16 protein-coding genes, 1 tRNA gene and 1 other RNA gene are annotated in these 15,989 nt (G+C 62.7%); 11 read left to right on the top strand and 7 right to left on the bottom strand.

Features of this window, described 5'->3' with window-relative positions; genetic code table 11:
* Positions 1 to 27: 27 nt before the first annotated feature.
* Positions 28 to 732, bottom strand: coding sequence for a PP2C family protein-serine/threonine phosphatase (locus AC1DIQ_RS17070; RefSeq protein WP_121042995.1), 705 nt, complete (start codon positions 730 to 732; stop codon positions 28 to 30).
* Between the two features lie 165 nt (positions 733 to 897).
* On the opposite strand from AC1DIQ_RS17070, the gene AC1DIQ_RS17065 reads away from it, so the two are divergent.
* Positions 898 to 988 (top strand) — tRNA-Ser (locus tag AC1DIQ_RS17065).
* Between the two features lie 462 nt (positions 989 to 1,450).
* The gene (locus AC1DIQ_RS17060; RefSeq protein ID WP_019185792.1) at positions 1,451 to 1,858 is read left to right on the top strand and encodes a DUF6165 family protein; all 408 of its coding nucleotides are present in this window, start codon (positions 1,451 to 1,453) and stop codon (positions 1,856 to 1,858) included.
* Here AC1DIQ_RS17060 and AC1DIQ_RS17055 read toward each other — a convergent pair.
* Positions 1,837 to 2,892, bottom strand: a complete 1,056-nt coding sequence (locus AC1DIQ_RS17055; protein WP_478050481.1) for a glycosyltransferase family 9 protein — start codon at positions 2,890 to 2,892, stop codon at positions 1,837 to 1,839. The genes AC1DIQ_RS17060 and AC1DIQ_RS17055 overlap by 22 nt on opposite strands.
* Positions 2,893 to 2,913: 21 nt before the next feature.
* Here AC1DIQ_RS17055 and AC1DIQ_RS17050 point away from each other — a divergent pair, with 21 nt between their 5' ends.
* Genes AC1DIQ_RS17050 through AC1DIQ_RS17040 form a run of 3 tightly spaced genes read left to right on the top strand, consistent with a single transcriptional unit; the run spans position 2,914 to position 4,801 of the window.
* Entirely contained in the window at positions 2,914 to 3,663 is a 750-nt protein-coding gene (locus AC1DIQ_RS17050) for a 3-deoxy-D-manno-octulosonic acid kinase (protein ID WP_458233618.1), read from the top strand.
* On the top strand, positions 3,663 to 4,430 hold the full coding sequence (locus tag AC1DIQ_RS17045; RefSeq protein WP_461770568.1) for an MBL fold metallo-hydrolase: 768 nt from the start codon (positions 3,663 to 3,665) through the stop codon (positions 4,428 to 4,430). Before AC1DIQ_RS17050 ends, AC1DIQ_RS17045 begins: the two co-directional genes overlap by 1 nt.
* Before the next feature lie 2 nt (positions 4,431 to 4,432).
* Positions 4,433 to 4,801: a nuclear transport factor 2 family protein gene (locus AC1DIQ_RS17040; protein WP_282259854.1), complete on the top strand. Its 369-nt coding sequence runs from the start codon at positions 4,433 to 4,435 to the stop codon at positions 4,799 to 4,801.
* Positions 4,802 to 4,846: 45 nt separating this feature from the next.
* On the opposite strand, the gene ffs is transcribed toward AC1DIQ_RS17040, so the two are convergent.
* Positions 4,847 to 4,943: signal recognition particle sRNA small type (gene ffs, locus AC1DIQ_RS17035), an RNA gene on the bottom strand.
* A 278-nt stretch (positions 4,944 to 5,221) separates the two neighbouring features.
* Between ffs and AC1DIQ_RS17030 the strand changes: the two genes are divergently transcribed.
* On the top strand, positions 5,222 to 5,539 hold the full coding sequence (locus AC1DIQ_RS17030) for a DMT family transporter (protein WP_123728503.1): 318 nt from the start codon (positions 5,222 to 5,224) through the stop codon (positions 5,537 to 5,539).
* A gap of 90 nt (positions 5,540 to 5,629) precedes the next feature.
* On the opposite strand, the gene AC1DIQ_RS17025 is transcribed toward AC1DIQ_RS17030, so the two are convergent.
* Entirely contained in the window at positions 5,630 to 6,082 is a 453-nt protein-coding gene (locus AC1DIQ_RS17025; protein WP_478050480.1) for a GNAT family N-acetyltransferase, read from the bottom strand.
* 729 nt (positions 6,083 to 6,811) lie between these two features.
* On the opposite strand from AC1DIQ_RS17025, the gene AC1DIQ_RS17020 reads away from it, so the two are divergent.
* Entirely contained in the window at positions 6,812 to 7,441 is a 630-nt protein-coding gene (locus AC1DIQ_RS17020) for a hypothetical protein (RefSeq protein WP_478050479.1), read from the top strand.
* Between the two features lie 147 nt (positions 7,442 to 7,588).
* On the opposite strand, the gene AC1DIQ_RS17015 is transcribed toward AC1DIQ_RS17020, so the two are convergent.
* Genes AC1DIQ_RS17015 through AC1DIQ_RS17005 form a run of 3 tightly spaced genes read right to left on the bottom strand, consistent with a single transcriptional unit; the run spans position 7,589 to position 9,072 of the window.
* Positions 7,589 to 7,972: a hypothetical protein gene (locus tag AC1DIQ_RS17015; protein WP_478050501.1), complete on the bottom strand. Its 384-nt coding sequence runs from the start codon at positions 7,970 to 7,972 to the stop codon at positions 7,589 to 7,591.
* Positions 7,951 to 8,256, bottom strand: a complete 306-nt coding sequence (locus AC1DIQ_RS17010; protein ID WP_478050478.1) for a hypothetical protein — start codon at positions 8,254 to 8,256, stop codon at positions 7,951 to 7,953. Before AC1DIQ_RS17010 ends, AC1DIQ_RS17015 begins: the two co-directional genes overlap by 22 nt.
* A 39-nt stretch (positions 8,257 to 8,295) precedes the next feature.
* Positions 8,296 to 9,072, bottom strand: coding sequence for a hypothetical protein (locus AC1DIQ_RS17005; protein WP_478050477.1), 777 nt, complete (start codon positions 9,070 to 9,072; stop codon positions 8,296 to 8,298).
* 42 nt (positions 9,073 to 9,114) lie between these two features.
* Here AC1DIQ_RS17005 and AC1DIQ_RS17000 point away from each other — a divergent pair, with 42 nt between their 5' ends.
* The 4 genes from AC1DIQ_RS17000 (at position 9,115) to AC1DIQ_RS16985 (ending at position 15,988) form a co-directional block, all read left to right on the top strand.
* The gene (locus tag AC1DIQ_RS17000; protein WP_478050476.1) at positions 9,115 to 9,531 is read left to right on the top strand and encodes a helix-turn-helix domain-containing protein; all 417 of its coding nucleotides are present in this window, start codon (positions 9,115 to 9,117) and stop codon (positions 9,529 to 9,531) included.
* A 382-nt stretch (positions 9,532 to 9,913) separates the two neighbouring features.
* Positions 9,914 to 12,700, top strand: a complete 2,787-nt coding sequence (locus tag AC1DIQ_RS16995; RefSeq protein ID WP_478050475.1) for a class I SAM-dependent DNA methyltransferase — start codon at positions 9,914 to 9,916, stop codon at positions 12,698 to 12,700.
* Positions 12,697 to 14,802, top strand: coding sequence for a DEAD/DEAH box helicase (locus AC1DIQ_RS16990; protein ID WP_478050474.1), 2,106 nt, complete (start codon positions 12,697 to 12,699; stop codon positions 14,800 to 14,802). The genes AC1DIQ_RS16995 and AC1DIQ_RS16990 overlap by 4 nt, the downstream gene beginning before the upstream one ends.
* Positions 14,795 to 15,988, top strand: a complete 1,194-nt coding sequence (locus tag AC1DIQ_RS16985; RefSeq protein ID WP_478050473.1) for a GIY-YIG nuclease family protein — start codon at positions 14,795 to 14,797, stop codon at positions 15,986 to 15,988. The genes AC1DIQ_RS16990 and AC1DIQ_RS16985 overlap by 8 nt, the downstream gene beginning before the upstream one ends.
* The last annotated feature ends 1 nt before the right edge of the window (position 15,989 follow it).

The raw sequence follows: 15,989 nt of genomic DNA, 5'->3' as shown, positions 1-15,989 counted from the left end.
TCCCGGCCGTTGGTCGGGATGCCTGCCTCAATGACACCGCACCAGGATCACGGTGATGTTGTCCGAACCGCCGCCATCCAGCGCGGCGGCGACCAGCGTATCCACGCATTCCTGCGCACTGGCATCATCGAAGGCGAGGGTACGGGCGATGCCCTTGTCCTCGACCTCTTCGGTCAGCCCGTCGCTGCACAGCAGCAACTGCATGCCCGGGCGCAGCTCACCGGTGGTGGTCGCCACATTCAGGTGCGCCGGATCGGTTACGCCCAGCGCCTGGGTCACTACATTGCGATGCGGATGCGCACGCGCCTGCTCGGCGGTCAGATTGCCCTGCGCGACCAGTTCCTGGACCACGCTGTGATCCTGGCTGAGCTGGGCCAGCGTGCCGTCGCGCCACAGGTACGCGCGGCTGTCGCCGACCCACGCCACCTCATACCGACTGCCCTGCACACGGGCCGCCACCACGGTGGTGCCCATCGGCAGGCTGTCGTTGCGGCGGCGCGAGGTGCGGATGATCTCCTCATCGGCGATGCGGATCGCATGCGCCAGCGTCGCCCCGCGGCGGATCTCGCGCACGATGGTCTCGCGCGCCAGCGCACTGGCCACCTCACCGCAGGCGTGCCCGCCCATGCCATCGGCGACCAGCCAAAGCGCCAGTTCGCCATCGCCGTAATACGTATCCTCATTGAGGTCACGGCGCAGGCCGGGGTGGGTCAGGTGTCCGAATTCGATCATGAAGGCGCGTGCCGGTGAGGATTGCGAGGGATAACGGCATGATCGCGGCCCGCCGGACATCCGGCAAGGCATCCATACAGAAGAAATTCACTTCTTTGCCCGCAATGACTTGTCGCCAGCGCGTCCTGCCCGTATCATTCGCGTCCCGGTTCGCCGGGACCATCTGGAGAGGTGGCAGAGCGGTTGAATGTACCTGACTCGAAATCAGGCAGGCGTTTATAGCGCCTCGGGGGTTCGAATCCCCCCCTCTCCGCCAGATACATGAAAAAGGCCGCCCATTGGGTGGCCTTTTTCATGTCCGAGATCGGGCGTCTTCCGACCGCTACGAAATGAGCGGCGCCCAATTGCGGGGGGACGAGAACCCCCGACGGGGGTTCGATGGATCTGCAGGAGCAGATCCGGACAGACGAACGTCTGGCCCTGGAGCGCGCAAGCGCGGAAGGGCGGGGTGCAGGGATGCACCCCGCAATCCCAATGAAGCGGCCACCCTGTTTCCGAAGCCCTCAGCGCCATCACCGACATTCCCGGGCGCGTGGCGACGCGGTCATCCCCAACGGCGTCTCCAGCTCTGGGAGGCGCGGCCCTGGAGCGCGCAGCGCGGGAGGGCTGGGCGCATGGATGCACCCAGCAGTCCCAATGAAGCGGCCGCACGCTTGCCCCACACCCCTCCAACATGCGCTCCGCTAAACTGCCCACCTCACGTATACGGATCCCCACCATGACCGCTGAAATCCTCGTCCCCGTGTCCTTCGGTGAACTGCTCGACAAGATCTCGATCCTGCAGATCAAGTCCGAGCGCATCAGCGACGAGGCCAAGCTGGCCAACATCCGCACCGAGCTGAGCGCGCTGGAAAAGACCTGGATGGCGCACCCGGCCGGGGTCAAGGACATCGCGCGCCTGCGTGCCGAACTGAAGGCCGTCAACGAGCGCCTGTGGGACATCGAAGACAACATCCGCCTGCAGGACAAGGCCCAGGCCTTCGATGACCACTTCGTCGAACTGGCCCGCAGCGTCTACCAGCAGAACGATGAGCGTGCCCGCATCAAGAAGGACATCAACCTGGCGCTGGGCTCGCTCTACGTGGAAGAGAAGTCGTACAAGGATTACGCGCCGCGCGGGGCGTAATCGGCGATATACCGCTCGAAGGCGGCGATGCCGTCCTCGACCGTGATCAGCTGCATCACGTCGTCGAATTCGATCTTCGCGCCCCATTTCAGTTCGCTGGCCGGCTTGCCCAGGAATCTGCGCGCGGCAGCGTCGTAGCGGTCCACGCAGTAGCGGCGGTCGGAGTAGGGGCCGCTGCGGTGCGGGTTGCTGGCCGCATGCAGGCCCAGCACCTTGGCGCCCATCGCGTTGGCGATATGCATCGGGCCCGAATCGGGCGTCATCACCAGCGCGGCGCGCGCCAACAGGGCGGGCAGCTGCTTCAGCGTGTCCTTGCCGACCAGATCCAGCGCCGGGGTGGTGAGCTGTGCCTGGATGGCATCGGCCATGCCGCGCTCCAGGTCGCTGCGCCCACCGCACAGCACCACCCGCCAGCCGCGTGAGGTGGCGTGGTTGGCCACGGCCGCATAGCGGTCGGCATACCAATTGCGGCGCACGTGGCTGGAGCAGGGCGAGATCATCAACACCGGGCGGCCATCGTCGGCCCATTGGGCATTGGCCCACTCGAACGCCGCCGGCGGCACGGCCAGGTCCCAGCTGACCTCGGTCTGTTTCAGGCCCAACGGCTCGCAGAAGCTGCCGATCGCGTCGAGTACGTGGATGCCCGGGCGGTCGGGAATGCGCTCATTGATGAAAAGCCCGTGAAGGTCCTTGGAGCGCGATCTGTCGTAGCCGATGCGGCGTTTGGCGGGTACGAAGGCAGACAGCACGTTGGCGCGGAAGGCGACCTGCATCTGCAGCAGCGCATCGAACCGCCCCGCGGGAAGGCTGTCGCGCAGGGCCCGCATGCCGGCCAGGCCGGTCTTCTTGTCGTAGCTGTGGAAGGTCACGCCGGGCAGCCCGTCGAGCAGCTTGTGGCCGGCCTTGTCGATGATCCAGTGCAGTGACACCCCGGGATCGGCCTGCTGCAGGGTGCGCACCAGCGGCACCACGTGGGTCACGTCCCCCAGCGCGGACAAACGCAAAAGACACAAGGAAGAGGACGTTGGTGCCATGGTGTTGTTAGACTCGAAGGAATGGTCGCATTCGACGCCACTGAAGCGCTGACGCCCTGCCGCGATGGACGCGGTATCGGCGCCATTCTGTTCGACCGTGAAGCCTTGCGGCAAGCCGAGATGAGCCTGTTCGCGCCGGCCCACTGGGGGGAGCGGGCACGACCGGTCGCCGATGGCGGCCGCGGCGGCGCCTGGTTCGTCGATGCGCCCTTCGGTCATGCCGTGCTGCGCCAGTACCTGCGCGGCGGCCTGGCGGCCAAGCTCAGTCGGGACCACTACCTCTGGCGCGGCGCCAACCGCACCCGCAGTTTTGCCGAATTCCGGCTGATGCGCGCCCTGCACGCACAGAAGCTGCCGGTACCGCGCCCGATCGCCGCGTTCTACATGCGCGAAGGCCTGCGCTACAAAGCGGCGATCCTGATGGAGCGGCTGGAGGGCGTGCGCTCGCTGGCCGACCGCGCGCTGGTCGCCGGGCGCGGCGCGCCATGGGAAGAGACCGGCCGGCTGATCGCGCGCTTCCATCGCGCCGGGCTGGACCATGCCGATCTCAACGCCCACAACATTCTGTTCGACGCCAACGGCCACGGCTGGCTGATCGATTTCGATCGCGGCGTGCTGCGTATCCCGGCCACCCGCTGGCGCGAACGCAATCTCAAGCGGCTGCTGCGCTCGCTGATCAAGCTGCGCGGTGAACGCAGTCATGACGACGTCGAAAAGGACTACGCACGGCTGCGCCGCGCCTACGACCTGGCCTGGAACCGGGGTTACTGATGGACTGGGCATTGCGCTTCATGGGGGTCGGCAATGCGTCGGCCGTGCAGCTGGGTTCGCCGATGGCGGTGATCGAGCGCGACGGCCGCCCGTGGCTCACCATCGATTGCGGCGGGGAAGGGCTGACGGCCTTCCAGGCGCACTACGGGCATGTGCCGCAGGCCCTGTTCGTCACCCATGTGCACCTGGACCATGTCGCCGGTTTCGAACGCCTGTTCGTGGATGCCTATTTCTCGCCGCAGCGTCGTGGGCGCATCCGCGTGTACGTGCCGGCGACGGTCGTGCCGCTGCTGCACAAGCGCGTGGCCGATTATCCGAACGTGCTGGCCGAGGGCGGCGCCAACTTCTGGGATGCCTTCCAGCTGATCGTGGTCGGCGATGCGTTCTGGCATGACGGCGTGCGCCTGGAAGTCTTCCCGGTGCGCCATCACTGGCCGGAAACCGCGTATGGGCTGCGCCTGAAGGGCGCGGTCACCTGGAGCGGCGATACCCGCCCGATTCCGGAAATGTTGGCGCGCTATGCCGACGACAATGAACTGATCGCCCACGACTGCGGCCTGCACGGCAATCCCTCGCACACCGGTGTGGATGACCTGGAGCGTGAGTACACGCCCGAGCTGCAGGCGCGGATGATGCTGTACCACTACGCCAGCGAGAGCGACGGCGATGCGCTGCGCCAGCGTGGCCACCGCGTGGCCCTGCCCGGTGAACGTGTGGCGCTGGCCACCCCGACCGCCATGCACGTGCTGGCCCAGGACCCGCCCTGAGCATGGATGACGCGCTGGCCGCCCATCTGCAGGCGCTCGAACGCGCGTTGCATGGGCCAGCGGTCCGCGGTGATGTCGCGCAGCTGGCGGCGCTGTTGGATGACGACTTCCGTGAGATAGGCAGCTCGGGCGCGTGTTTCGACCGTGCTGCTGCGTTGGCCGAGATTCCGCGCGAGCGCGCGCAGGTGGAGATCGTGTCCAGCGATTACGAGGTCGGCCTGCTGGCCCCGACGCTGGCGCAGGTGCGCTACCGCAGTTGGTATGTGATCGACGGGGCGCGCCAGCGCGAGGTGCTTCGCAGCTCGCTGTGGCGGCTGCACGGCGAGACATGGCGGATGGTGTTCCACCAGGGCACGCCCGCAGCGCCTTGAGCGGCAGCATCGCGTGGGGAAAACCGGGAGCCCAAAAAGGTGGCGGCCCCGCCGGCTGACCTCGGCGCCCGCGTCGATCGATACCGTTGCTGCCTTCCGGCCCTGGCGGGATTTTCGACCTAGCGTCGCGAGGGGCCGACGGGGCCACCATAGAGACGTTCCGGCTGCAGGGCGATCAAGGATCAGCCGGCCGCAGGCGGAAGGTGCACCGCAGGAACAGGCCCGGCAGTGCAGTCGCGCATTCTAGCGCATGCGTGGCACGCAGTGCCAGACGCGGAGGCTGAATCCCGTGTAGCCCGTCGTGACACGGAGCGGCCAATGCGCGGGCGGGTTGCTAAAATGCGCTGCACAGGAGGAACGGCCTCCCCCATTTCGGGAATCACTGACCAGGACGGCCTGGCCCCCATCAAGGAGGGCCGCATGGCCTGGATCTATCTGTTGGCAGCCGGTGTACTGGAAATTGTCTGGGCGTTCTCGATGAAGCAGTCCGAGGGGTTCAGCAAGCTCACCCCCTCGATCATCACCCTCGTGACCATGATTGCCAGCTTCTGGCTGCTGTCGTTGGCGATGCGCACGTTGCCGTTGGGCACCGCGTACACGATCTGGACCGGCATCGGCGCGGTCGGCGCGTTCGTGATCGGCATTACCTTCCTCGGCGAGCAGGTCAGCGCGATGCGGATTGCCGCGGCGGTGTTGATCGTGAGCGGGTTGGTGTTGATGAAGTTGAGCAGCAGCTGAGGCGTTCAAAACGCACGCTGCGCGCTTGGGGGTAGGGCCACGCGATGCGTGGCTGACGTAACCCTGACGCACTCCAATCACTGGCGCCGCTCAACGTGGCGCCAGTTCGAGTGCCATCTCCACCGCATCCAGTCCGGGGCCGTGCCCATCGGGGGTGATGTGGGTGACGACGAAGCCGAGGCCGGCGTAGAACGCCTGCGTGTACTGGCTGGTGCTGAGCGTGACGCGCTGGGCGCCGAGCGTTCTTGCGTGAGCCAGGCGTGCGTGGGAGAGCTGCGTGCCCAGGCCCTGGCGATGCCGGGTGCGGTCGACCATGCCCCAGCAGAAGGCCGCGGTGTGTTCGTTGGCCAGGACGAGGCCGCCGCAGGCGACAAGGTGGCCGTTGTGTTCGATGACCAGATAGTCGTGGGCGCGGTGTGGGTGGAGCAGGTAAGTGGCGAAGTCGTGGCGTTCGTGTGGGGCGAAGTAACGCGGCACGTTGGTGTCGAACAGTGCGAGGCAGGCGGGGGCGTCAGTTGGGGTGTAGGGGCGGAGGGTGGGCATGGGGGGACTTTGGCATGGGGTGGCTGCGCAAAGAGCAGCCGACCAGCGGTCGGCTCTACCGTTAGCGGTGGCGACGGTTTGCGTGGCGCTAGCGTTGGCGGCGCAGAGGCTTCGGATGTAGGGTGGCTGCTTCATTGGGATTGCTGGGTGCATCCATGCACCCAGCCCTTCCGCGCTGACGCGCTCCAGGGCCAGCCGTTCGGCTGTCCGGATTCGCTCCGGGCGAATCCGTCGAACCCGTTGGGGTTCTCGTCCCCCATGCTGTCCGTCGCACAAATAAAAAGGCCGCCCCTGAGGGCGGCCTTTTTATTTGTGTGGCGGAGAGAGGGGGAGGTACTGATCCGAAGACCTCACTCCCTGACTGCACGCGAGACGCAAACCGGACGTATGGTCCTGTGTTGTGTTCCGTCATTGTAGGCGATCAATAATGTCTTGAGAGCGCTGGATCCTGTGCGATGGTGAGCTAGTGGGCGAAGAGGAACACCAGGAACCGGAAGCCACACCGGAGAGGTGGCGCTTGGGCTCTGATAGCATCGTTTTATGAGGATCAGATATCGGTTCACCTTCGTTTGGGATGAATCCCGAGGGTCCAAGCTTGCTGCTTTGGGTCTGAAGGTGGTGCCACCCGCCGAGCCTCGGCGTGACGTTGCTGGCATCGCGGTAAGTCATGCGGTTGAGGGTGCCCCAGGGTGGAGCGAGGCTTGCAGCCTGATCCGCTCGTGGGACGGTATGACCACCGTCACCACCGAGTTCACGCCTGCTGAGGTTGCTGATGCTGATCACTGTGCGCTTCAGGTCGTTCATGCAAGCGGCTATCCACAGCCGGAGCAGAACTTCTCCTTTCGCGAGCAGACCTACGACCTAAGCAACTGGTGCTCCAAATGCGGGGAGGGCGCAGTCCAAGTGGCGCCTTTTAGGGTAAAGAGCACGCTCAAATGGGGGAGAAACGCTTTTTTAAAGTTGAACTGGGTAGAAGAGGCGTGCTTTATGCAGACCTCTGTCTGGTCAGAGCATCTTTCCGGCTTGGGCATTGCTCAGCTCCCCGTGGAGGACGCCAAGGGCAAGACGCTGGACGACGTGATTCAGCTCGATTTAGGGCCCGCAGTCCCGCTGCCCCTGGAGGGGGTGGAAGGAATCCGGTGTGGACAGTGCGGCAGAGAGCGCTATCCCTGGCACGATCGGGGCTTCTTCCCCGCGCCCGTGCCTCCCCCGGAAGTTCCGCTCTGCCACAGCGTTCAGCGCTTCGGCGTAGAGCACCAGTCGGCAAACGCAATGATTGTGAGCGCCAAGGTCTCTGCGGTCATCAAGAGTGCCGGCTTGAGGGGCGCAGAACTGTGGCCCTGCGCGCCTTTGGCGTAGGTCGTTGATGCTGGTTGATGTCCTGTCCCCGTGGTCAAGCCGGGAGACCGCTTTGTCGCCGGTCCGGTTCCAACGTAGGCCGCCTGCACCATTGCCCAAAATAAAGGGCCGCTCTGAGCGGCCCTCTTTATGCGAAGCCTGGATGGCTTACTGAGTCAACTGGGCGTAGAGCACGAGCAGAAGCATCGGCAGCCCACTCAGTAGGCCGAAAACCCAGCCAGCGCCCAGCAGCGTCAGCGGGGTCATGATCCACCACTGCCACCAACTGAACCCATGATCCCGCTGCCGAGCTTCCCAGGCTGCGGAAGAGTGCAGGCGTTCTACCTTCCGCGTTCCTCGCCGGGCCATCAGCGGCCCGACAATGAACCCGAAAGGTCCGAGGAAGAGCAGGGACAGTGAATACCACCAGAAGAAGCGCTCCCGGGGAGTCCTGACGCTCTTGATGGTCCGGACAGATGGCGCAGTCACACGATCTGCGTGGGCAAAGTGCAGGGAAGGGGGCTGGCTATTCATTGGGCGTAGGCCCTCCAGGTTCCATCGGCCTTGGTATACCGCAGGTTTTTATCCACGGGCAGGGGCACCCGGTTCCCCATCATGTCCAGGACCACGGTGCCGCGGGTATCGCATCGGTAGCCGTCCGTGTCCTCCGCCGGCGCGCACCCAGTCAGGGAGAACCCTTCGATGGTGACAACCGGTGCGGAGGCGCTCTGGGCCATCTGATCGGCAAGTGCTTGTCTGGCTTCCGCCTCGGAGGGCTTGCCGCTGCAGGCAGTCAGGCAGAGGGCCGCGGCGGCGGCGAAAATCCATGCTTTCATATCGTTCGTATCCCTATAGATGGGCCTTGGCCCTCATGCTCAGCGGTCGCGGTTGCCTTCCGGCTTGAACCCGGCGATCCACATGCGGCCATCCCTAAATGGGGTCAGGATTCCCGACGGGCCCGGGTGGAGGTCCGAGGTCTGAATGAAGCCGCTAATCCAGGCAGCGCGTAGCGCGACCTCGACTGCACGGTTGGCCACGGCATCCCGGCTCACGTTGACCTGGAACGGCTGCGCCGGCGGGTTAGGCCCAGCGGACCGGGTGGACCCGGTGTTCGGTTTGCTGGGCAGGACCCGAATGCCGCGCAGAGTGTCTTTGCCTTTCCAAAGGGCCGCGTCGTTGAGTTCGGCCACCTCACCGAGGTCGTCGGTCTCTCTCAACGCGGCATCCGAGCACGCCTTGAACGTCTCAGTGGTCGAGACGGTGGAACTGGTCCAAATCCGGGCCTCAACGGTCCAGCACGGCAGAGAGGCGCCCCATTCCTGAAACGTCAACGCGACGCGGGGCCAATCGAGCTTTCCCAGTTGGGCCTGCTGGTGGTTGTCCGACCTGAAGAGGTTGGGCAACTTGCTGGCGCCACTGATCGGGGTATAGATCGCACCAGGGGCTCCATCGGTCTTGGAGCCGCCCTGGGCCGGCTTCACGGCGACCATCTGCTGCCCGGCGTCCTTGAGGCTGGCACCCAGCTGCCGGAAAAAGCCCGGCTTGTTGGAAGGCTCTTGCTGCTCAGGGTGGCTCTGCGCGCCTGCGCTGTAGGCGGTCAGCAACAGTGCAACAGCCAAGCCGCCGGCAATCCTTGTCTCGATCTTCTTCATGAAAACCCCAGCAAAGCCGCCCGTCTGGCGACGTTTGCCAATATGGCAAATGCAGGGCAACATTGGAAGCGGCAGACTAGCGGGTCAATTCAGCATCCGTTGGTCTTCATGCCCGCAGCACTGCCTCCATCGACCACTCTCGGCCGCCGATTGCGGGAAGCCCGGTTGGCCAAGGGCCTCACTCAGGCCGAGTTGGGAGCAGTGCTGGGCTTGGAGGAAGAGAACACTGCCGCTCCTAGGATTTCGCGATACGAGCGAGGGGATCGGATGCCGGACAACGAGAGCATGGCAAAGCTGGCGGAGGCCTTAGAGTTGCCTGTGGCCTATTTCCATGCCGTCAGCGAGCCTATGGCAGAGGCTATTTTGGTGATGTCGCAATTGCCTATGGACGACCAGGAAAGGCTGCTGACTCAGATGCGCGAGTTCGCGCGGAAGCGTTCGGGCATCAGCAGCGAGTAGCTGATAGCGTTGGTTTTGTCACGAGGCCCGACGCGTGCGTAACCGCGCGTAGCTCCCCTGTGTGGCGTTGATAGGTGGTGCCTCAAGGAGGGCTCGTTTGAGCTAAGTGATAGGGCAGAAGTGGCAGGCCGCTTCCCCACGATTCCGTTTTCGCGCAACAGTTGGTCAGCTTGACCTGCCAGCAGGTCGGTGAGCCTTTGTAAACAAAGGCTTGTTGCGCCGCCGCCGTTCGCCAGTGGCCGTCCATTGTGGGGTTGAACGATACTTATGGCCTGTCTTTAGAGATTTGCCGGATGCCACCGTTTCGACCCCACCTAGGCCAGCCCCGCTCACTCTTCCATTCCGCTCGTCGGGGTGGGTCCGGAGCGTGGGTGCAAGCCAAATGAACGCGGTAGAGATCGAAGAGGCCATCTATGAGCTGGCCCAGGCACCTTTTGACCCTTCTGAATTCCCGTTCCAGTTCCTAGCAGCTTTTGGTAACAACGAGGTCACCCTCAAGCGCCTCCGCAAGGCTGGGGCCGGCGGCACCAACCTATCGGACGTTCCCGGTGCCATCCTCCAGCGCAACCACGTCCACCTAGCCGTGTGCGAACCAGGTCTCGTTCGCGAAACCTTAGAGTCACTGAAAGCTAGCTCAAAGAATGCCACCTATCGAATTAAGCTAGTTCTCGCCACGGATGGGGACGCTGTCGAGGCGGAGTATCTAGCGACCGGGGACCCCTTGGCGTGCGCGTTCTCCGAGCTGGCCGAGCAGTTCGGGTATTTCTTGCCCTTCGCTGGCATCACGACGATTCAGGAGATCAAGGACAACCCGATCGACGTTCGGGCAACTGGCCGACTGAATAAGCTTTACGTTGAGCTTTTGACCCATAACCCCGATTGGGATACCGACGAACGTCGTTCGGACATGAATCACCTCATGGCCCGACTGATCTTCTGTTTCTTCGCCGAAGACACGGACATTTTCCACGGCGACAGCCTGTTCACTCGCACGGTGGACCGGATGACTGCAGCCGACGGATCGAACACGCACGCGGTGCTCGAAACGTTGTTTTCTGCCATGAACTTGAACACGGGTGACCGCCCAAGCGCTGGGCTCCACAGCTGGGCCCTAGCGTTTCCCTATGTCAACGGAGGATTGTTCTCCGGTAGCACCGCGGCGCCTCGGTTTAGCCGCGCAGCGCGTTCCTATTTGTTGCGCATCGGTGAACTGAACTGGCGCCAGATCAACCCGGACATCTTCGGGTCGATGATCCAGGCGGTTGCGGATAAGGAGGAGCGAGGTTCTCTCGGGATGCACTACACGAGTGTGCCCAACATACTCAAAGTGCTGAACCCGTTGTTCCTGGACGATCTGCGGACGCAGCTGGAGGCAGGGGAGGACAACAAGGCCAAACTGCTCAACCTCCGCAAGCGCATGGCGCACATTCGGGTATTCGACCCCGCGTGCGGCTCTGGCAACTTCCTGGTCATCGCGTATAAGGAAATGCGCAAGATCGAGGCGGAGATCAATCGTCGGCGTGGCGAGGAAGACAGGAAGTCCGATATCCCTATCAACAATTTTCGCGGCATCGAGCTCAACGACTTTCCGGCAGAAATTGCCCGCTTGGCGCTCATCATTGCAGAGTTTCAGTGCGACGTCCTCTACCGCGGTCAGCAACAGGCATTGGCCACGGTTCTTCCCTTGGACAGTAAGAACTGGATCACGTGCGGGAATGCACTTCGCATCGACTGGCTTTCGGTCTGTCCGCCAACAGGGACTGGGGTGAAGCTGCAGGGCGACGACCTTTTTACGGCACCCATCGATCAGTCCGAAATCGACTTCGAGAATGAAGGCGGGGAGACCTACATCTGCGGCAATCCTCCCTACAAAGGAGGGACCGAACAAGACGACCAGCAGAAAGCTGACATGGAAGCGTTGTTCGGGAACGTTACCGACAGCTTTAAATCTCTCGACTACGTGTGCGGGTGGTTCTACAAGTTCGCTCGTTATGCTCGCGCTACCCAAGCCTCGTGCGCTTTCGTCAGCACGAGCTCCATCAGTCAAGGGGAGCAGGTGGCTCGCCTGTGGCCGCTACTGCTCGCTGAGGGCCTTCGCATCCGCTTTGCTTACACCCCCTTCAAGTGGCGAAATCTGGCCACCAAGAACGCCGGGGTGACGGTCATCATCATTGGACTGAGCGAAAGGGACAGCACAAGCCCCATGCTGTTCCAGTCCGATGAAAACGACGCCATCACCAAGCGCGAGGTGGCGAACATCAACGCTTACCTCATTCCCTTCCGCGACATCTACGTTCCTGCGCTGTCCAAGCCGTTGTCGCCGATTGGCGAAATCATCAATGGCAGCAAGCCGGCTGATGGGGGGCATCTTTTGTTGAAGCCCGAGAGTGCTCGGGCATTGATTCATGCGGAGCCACGGGCCAGCCGTTACGTGCGTCAGTTCTTGGGAGCCAATGACACCATCCAAGGCAACTTGCGTTACTGCTTGTGGATCACCCCTGACGAGGCGAAAGAAGCCATAGATTTGGCACCTATCAAGGCGCGCACCGATCAGGTGGTGACGATGCGGAAGAAGAGTGACAAAGCACTCACCAAAGCAGGTGCAGCCACGCCTTACGCGTTTCAGCAGGTGCGCCAGCGGGGGGACGAGACGGTCATTCTTGTGCCAAGGCATTCCTCTGAAACCCGCCCCTACCTGCCTGTGAGCCTTTTCGCGCCTGGTGCCATCGTAGCCGATGGCGCTTTCGCCATGCTCGATGCGGAGCTCTGGTCATTCGCGCTGCTCGCATCCAAGATGCACTTGGTTTGGGTAGCTGCTGTGTGCGGCCGCATTAAGACGGACTATCGCTACTCGAGCACCCTGGGGTGGAACACTTTCCCTGTGCCGGTGCTGACAGAACAAAACAAAGCGGATCTTGAAAGCTGCGCCAAGGACATCTTGCTCGCTCGCGAAGCGCATTACCCTAATACGCTCGCGGACCTTTACGACCCAGAAGACATGCCCGGTGACCTTCAGCAGGCACACGAGCGCAACGATGAAGTGTTGGAGCGGATCTACATCGGCCGCCGGTTCCGCAATGACACCGAGCGGCTGGAAAAGCTCTTCGATCTCTACACCAAGTTGACGGCCACGCCGGCCAAGCCCAAGAAGGGGGGAAGGGCGAAATGACCATGGAAAGCAATCCGACCAATCGTCACACCGTTCCGTCCGTGTCCATCACGGCCGCTCGCACTGGCGAATCGAACAAGGTCAATGCGCTGGGCATGCGGCCCATGCAGGAACGTGCCTACGCCAGACGTGGCGAGCAGTTCCTGCTCATCAAGTCGCCGCCGGCGTCGGGCAAGTCCCGCGCACTGATGTTCATTGCCTTGGACAAGCTGGAGAGCCAAGGGTGCAAGCAAGCCCTCATCGTGGTCCCAGAGCGCTCTATTGGCGGCAGTTTCGCCGATGAAAGGTTGAGTGAACACGGCTTCTGGGCCGATTGGGTGGTGCGTCCGCAGTGGAACCTGTGCAACGCCCCTGGCGAGGACAACGGCAAGGTGGCCAAGTCCAAGATCAAGGCTGTGGGCGAGTTCCTTGCCAGCGATGACCGGGTGCTGGTGTGCACCCATGCCACCTTCCGCTTTGCAGTGGATGAGTTTGGCATCGAGGCCTTCGACAACCGTCTGATCGCCATCGATGAGTTCCATCACGTCAGCAGCAACCCAGACAACAAACTGGGCAGCCAGCTGGGGCAGCTCATCACCCGTGGTCAAGTGCACGTGGTGGCTATGACCGGCTCCTACTTCAGGGGCGACACCGTGGCAGTGCTTTCCCCGTCGGACGAGGCCCGCTTCGACACGGTCACCTACACCTACTACGAGCAGCTCAACGGCTACACCTACCTCAAGTCACTGGACATCGGCTATTTCTTCTACACCGGCCGTTACTTGGACGCGATCATGAAGGTGCTGGATCCAGCCCTCAAGACCATTGTCCACATCCCCAACGTCAACGCCCGCGAAAGCCTCAAGGACAAGCACCGCGAAGTCGAGGAGATCATGTCGCGGTTGGGACAGTGGAAGGGGCTGGACCCCCTGACCGGGTTTCATCACATTGAGTTGGCCGACGGCCAGGTGCTCAAAGTTGCCGATTTGGTCGATGACACCGACCCCGTGCAGCGAACTAAGGTCCTTTCGGCCTTGAAGGACCCAGCGCACAAAGCCGATCGGGACCACGTAGACATCATCATTGCCTTGGGGATGGCCAAAGAAGGGTTTGATTGGATCTGGTGCGAGCACGCATTGACCATTGGATACCGCAGCAGCCTGACAGAAATCGTCCAGATCATCGGCCGGGCGACCCGCGATGCGCCGGGCAAGGAACGCTCGCGTTTTACCAACCTTATCGCCGAGCCGGCCGCCGACGAAGCTGCGGTCGTGGACGCGGTCAACGACACGCTCAAGGCCATCGCGGCCAGCTTGCTTATGGAGCAAGTGCTGGCCCCACGGTTTGAGTTCACCCCAAAGAACGCCGGCAAGATGGAGGGGTTCGACTACGGCGAGGAGGGGTATCAGGACGGCGGCAAGAACGTGGGCGTTAACCCGGCCACGGGTCAGGTCCACGTGGAAATCGGTGGCTTGTCCATGCCGACCTCGCCCGAAGCGGCGCGCATCTGCCGCGAAGACTTGAACGAGGTGATTACCACCTTTATCCAGGACAAGACGGCGGTGGAGCGGGGCTTGTTCGACAAAGAGAACACCCTTCCGGAGGATCTCACCCAGGTCCAGTTGGGCAAGATCGTCCGCGACCGCTACCCGGACCTGACTACCGAGGACCAAGAAGCCATCCGCCAGCACGCCGTTGCCGCGCTCAACGTGACGCAGCAGGCTAAGCAGAGGTTGGCCGAAGAAGACGTCCAAAGCGGGCAGGGAAACACCTCGCTCATCGACGGTGTGCGCAGGTTCGTCAACGTGCGCGATTTGAACATTGACCTCATCGACCGGATCAACCCCTTCGATGCCGCCTACGCGGTGCTGGCTAAGGCCATGGACGAGAAGGTGTTGCGCCAAGTTCAAGCCAGTATTTCGGCCAAGCGTGTGGCGATTCCTTACGACGAGGCCAGGGCGTTGGCACTCCGAGCCCGCACCTTCAAGGCGGAGAAGCTGCGCGCACCCGACATCAACTCCCCTGATCCATGGGAACGTAAGATGGCCGAGGGCGTGGTGGCATTGGCGAAGCATGTTCAGCAGCGCAAGGCGGCTGATGCCCGAGAGAACGACCATGGCTGATTTGGACGAAGACGAAGCCCTGCTGGCCGAGCTCGGGCTTGAACTGACGTCGGTCAAGGCCGCCGCGCGGACGCCGCAGGAAGAGCGCCTAATCGCCGGTTTTGAGGAGATTCTTCGCTTCGCCTCCGAGCACGGTCGTGCTCCGCAGCATGGCGAGGAGCGCGACATTTTCGAGCGCCTCTTCGCCGTGCGCTTGGATCGCTTACGAGCGTTGGCTGATGCTCACCCGCTGCTCATTCCTCTGGATACCCACGAGCTGCTGCTGAAAGCACCCACCTTGGTGGACACTTGGCAGAGTGAGGCGGTGGACGACGACGCGTTGTTGGCCGACCTGGGCGCGGCCGATGGGGAACGTGACGACGACATAACCCAACTGCGCCATGTGCGGTCATTCGAGGACCGCAAGGCCTTGGAGGACATTGCCAGTCGCACACCTTGCGCGGATTTTGGACGCTTCGCACCTCTATTCGAGCGCGTAGAGGGAGATCTCAAGTCCGGGCTCCGAAAGACCCTGCGCTTTGGTCGCGACGCCAGTGTGGAGAAGGGAAATTTCTTCATTCTGGGAGGGCAGATGGCCTACGTCGCCGAGGTCGGCGAGCTGGTGCGCACGCCCAACGGAGAGTCCAATGCTAGGCTGCGGGTGATCTATTCCAACGGCACAGAAAGCGATCTGCTTGAACGTTCTTTGCAGCGGGCGCTCTACAAGGACGATACCGGCCGCCGGATTACCGACGACGACCATGGTCCCTTGTTCGGGGATACCTTAGAACCGAATGACATCGTCAATGGGACCATCTACGTCCTGCGCAGCCTGTCCAATAACCCTTACGTGGTTGAGCATCGCGAGCTCATCCACAAAATCGGAATCACAGGCGGCAAGGTCGAAACCCGGATCGGCAACGCCGAGAAAGATCCCACCTACATGCTGGCAAAGGTCGAGGTCGTGGCCACCTACAAGCTCTCCAACCTCAATCGAGCGCGACTGGAGAATCTGTTCCACCGGATCTTCCAAGACGTGAGGTTGGACCTGACGATCGACGATCGGTTTGGAAACCCGGTGAAACCCCGCGAGTGGTTTTTGGTCCCGCTCCACGTCATCGACGAGGCGGTGAAGCGCATCCAAGATGGAAGCATCACCAATTACGTTTATGACCCCTCGCAAGCCATGCTGATTCGGGGGAGCTGAC

It is taken from the genome of Stenotrophomonas sp. 05L413, from assembly GCF_056397945.1.
Note: the sequence above shows the minus strand (reverse complement) of the source record. Positions and strands in the feature narration are given on the sequence as shown.

Coding starts and splice junctions, on each gene's coding strand:
- AC1DIQ_RS17070 (WP_121042995.1), bottom strand. CDS start 732: ATGATCGAATTCGGACACCTGACCCACCCCGGCCTGCGCCGTGACCTC.
- AC1DIQ_RS17060 (WP_019185792.1), top strand. CDS start 1,451: ATGACCGCTGAAATCCTCGTCCCCGTGTCCTTCGGTGAACTGCTCGAC.
- AC1DIQ_RS17055 (WP_478050481.1), bottom strand. CDS start 2,892: ATGGCACCAACGTCCTCTTCCTTGTGTCTTTTGCGTTTGTCCGCGCTG.
- AC1DIQ_RS17050 (WP_458233618.1), top strand. CDS start 2,914: ATGGTCGCATTCGACGCCACTGAAGCGCTGACGCCCTGCCGCGATGGA.
- AC1DIQ_RS17045 (WP_461770568.1), top strand. CDS start 3,663: ATGGACTGGGCATTGCGCTTCATGGGGGTCGGCAATGCGTCGGCCGTG.
- AC1DIQ_RS17040 (WP_282259854.1), top strand. CDS start 4,433: ATGGATGACGCGCTGGCCGCCCATCTGCAGGCGCTCGAACGCGCGTTG.
- AC1DIQ_RS17030 (WP_123728503.1), top strand. CDS start 5,222: ATGGCCTGGATCTATCTGTTGGCAGCCGGTGTACTGGAAATTGTCTGG.
- AC1DIQ_RS17025 (WP_478050480.1), bottom strand. CDS start 6,082: ATGCCCACCCTCCGCCCCTACACCCCAACTGACGCCCCCGCCTGCCTC.
- AC1DIQ_RS17020 (WP_478050479.1), top strand. CDS start 6,812: ATGACCACCGTCACCACCGAGTTCACGCCTGCTGAGGTTGCTGATGCT.
- AC1DIQ_RS17010 (WP_478050478.1), bottom strand. CDS start 8,256: ATGAAAGCATGGATTTTCGCCGCCGCCGCGGCCCTCTGCCTGACTGCC.
- AC1DIQ_RS17005 (WP_478050477.1), bottom strand. CDS start 9,072: ATGAAGAAGATCGAGACAAGGATTGCCGGCGGCTTGGCTGTTGCACTG.
- AC1DIQ_RS17000 (WP_478050476.1), top strand. CDS start 9,115: ATGGCAAATGCAGGGCAACATTGGAAGCGGCAGACTAGCGGGTCAATT.
- AC1DIQ_RS16995 (WP_478050475.1), top strand. CDS start 9,914: ATGAACGCGGTAGAGATCGAAGAGGCCATCTATGAGCTGGCCCAGGCA.
- AC1DIQ_RS16990 (WP_478050474.1), top strand. CDS start 12,697: ATGACCATGGAAAGCAATCCGACCAATCGTCACACCGTTCCGTCCGTG.
- AC1DIQ_RS16985 (WP_478050473.1), top strand. CDS start 14,795: ATGGCTGATTTGGACGAAGACGAAGCCCTGCTGGCCGAGCTCGGGCTT.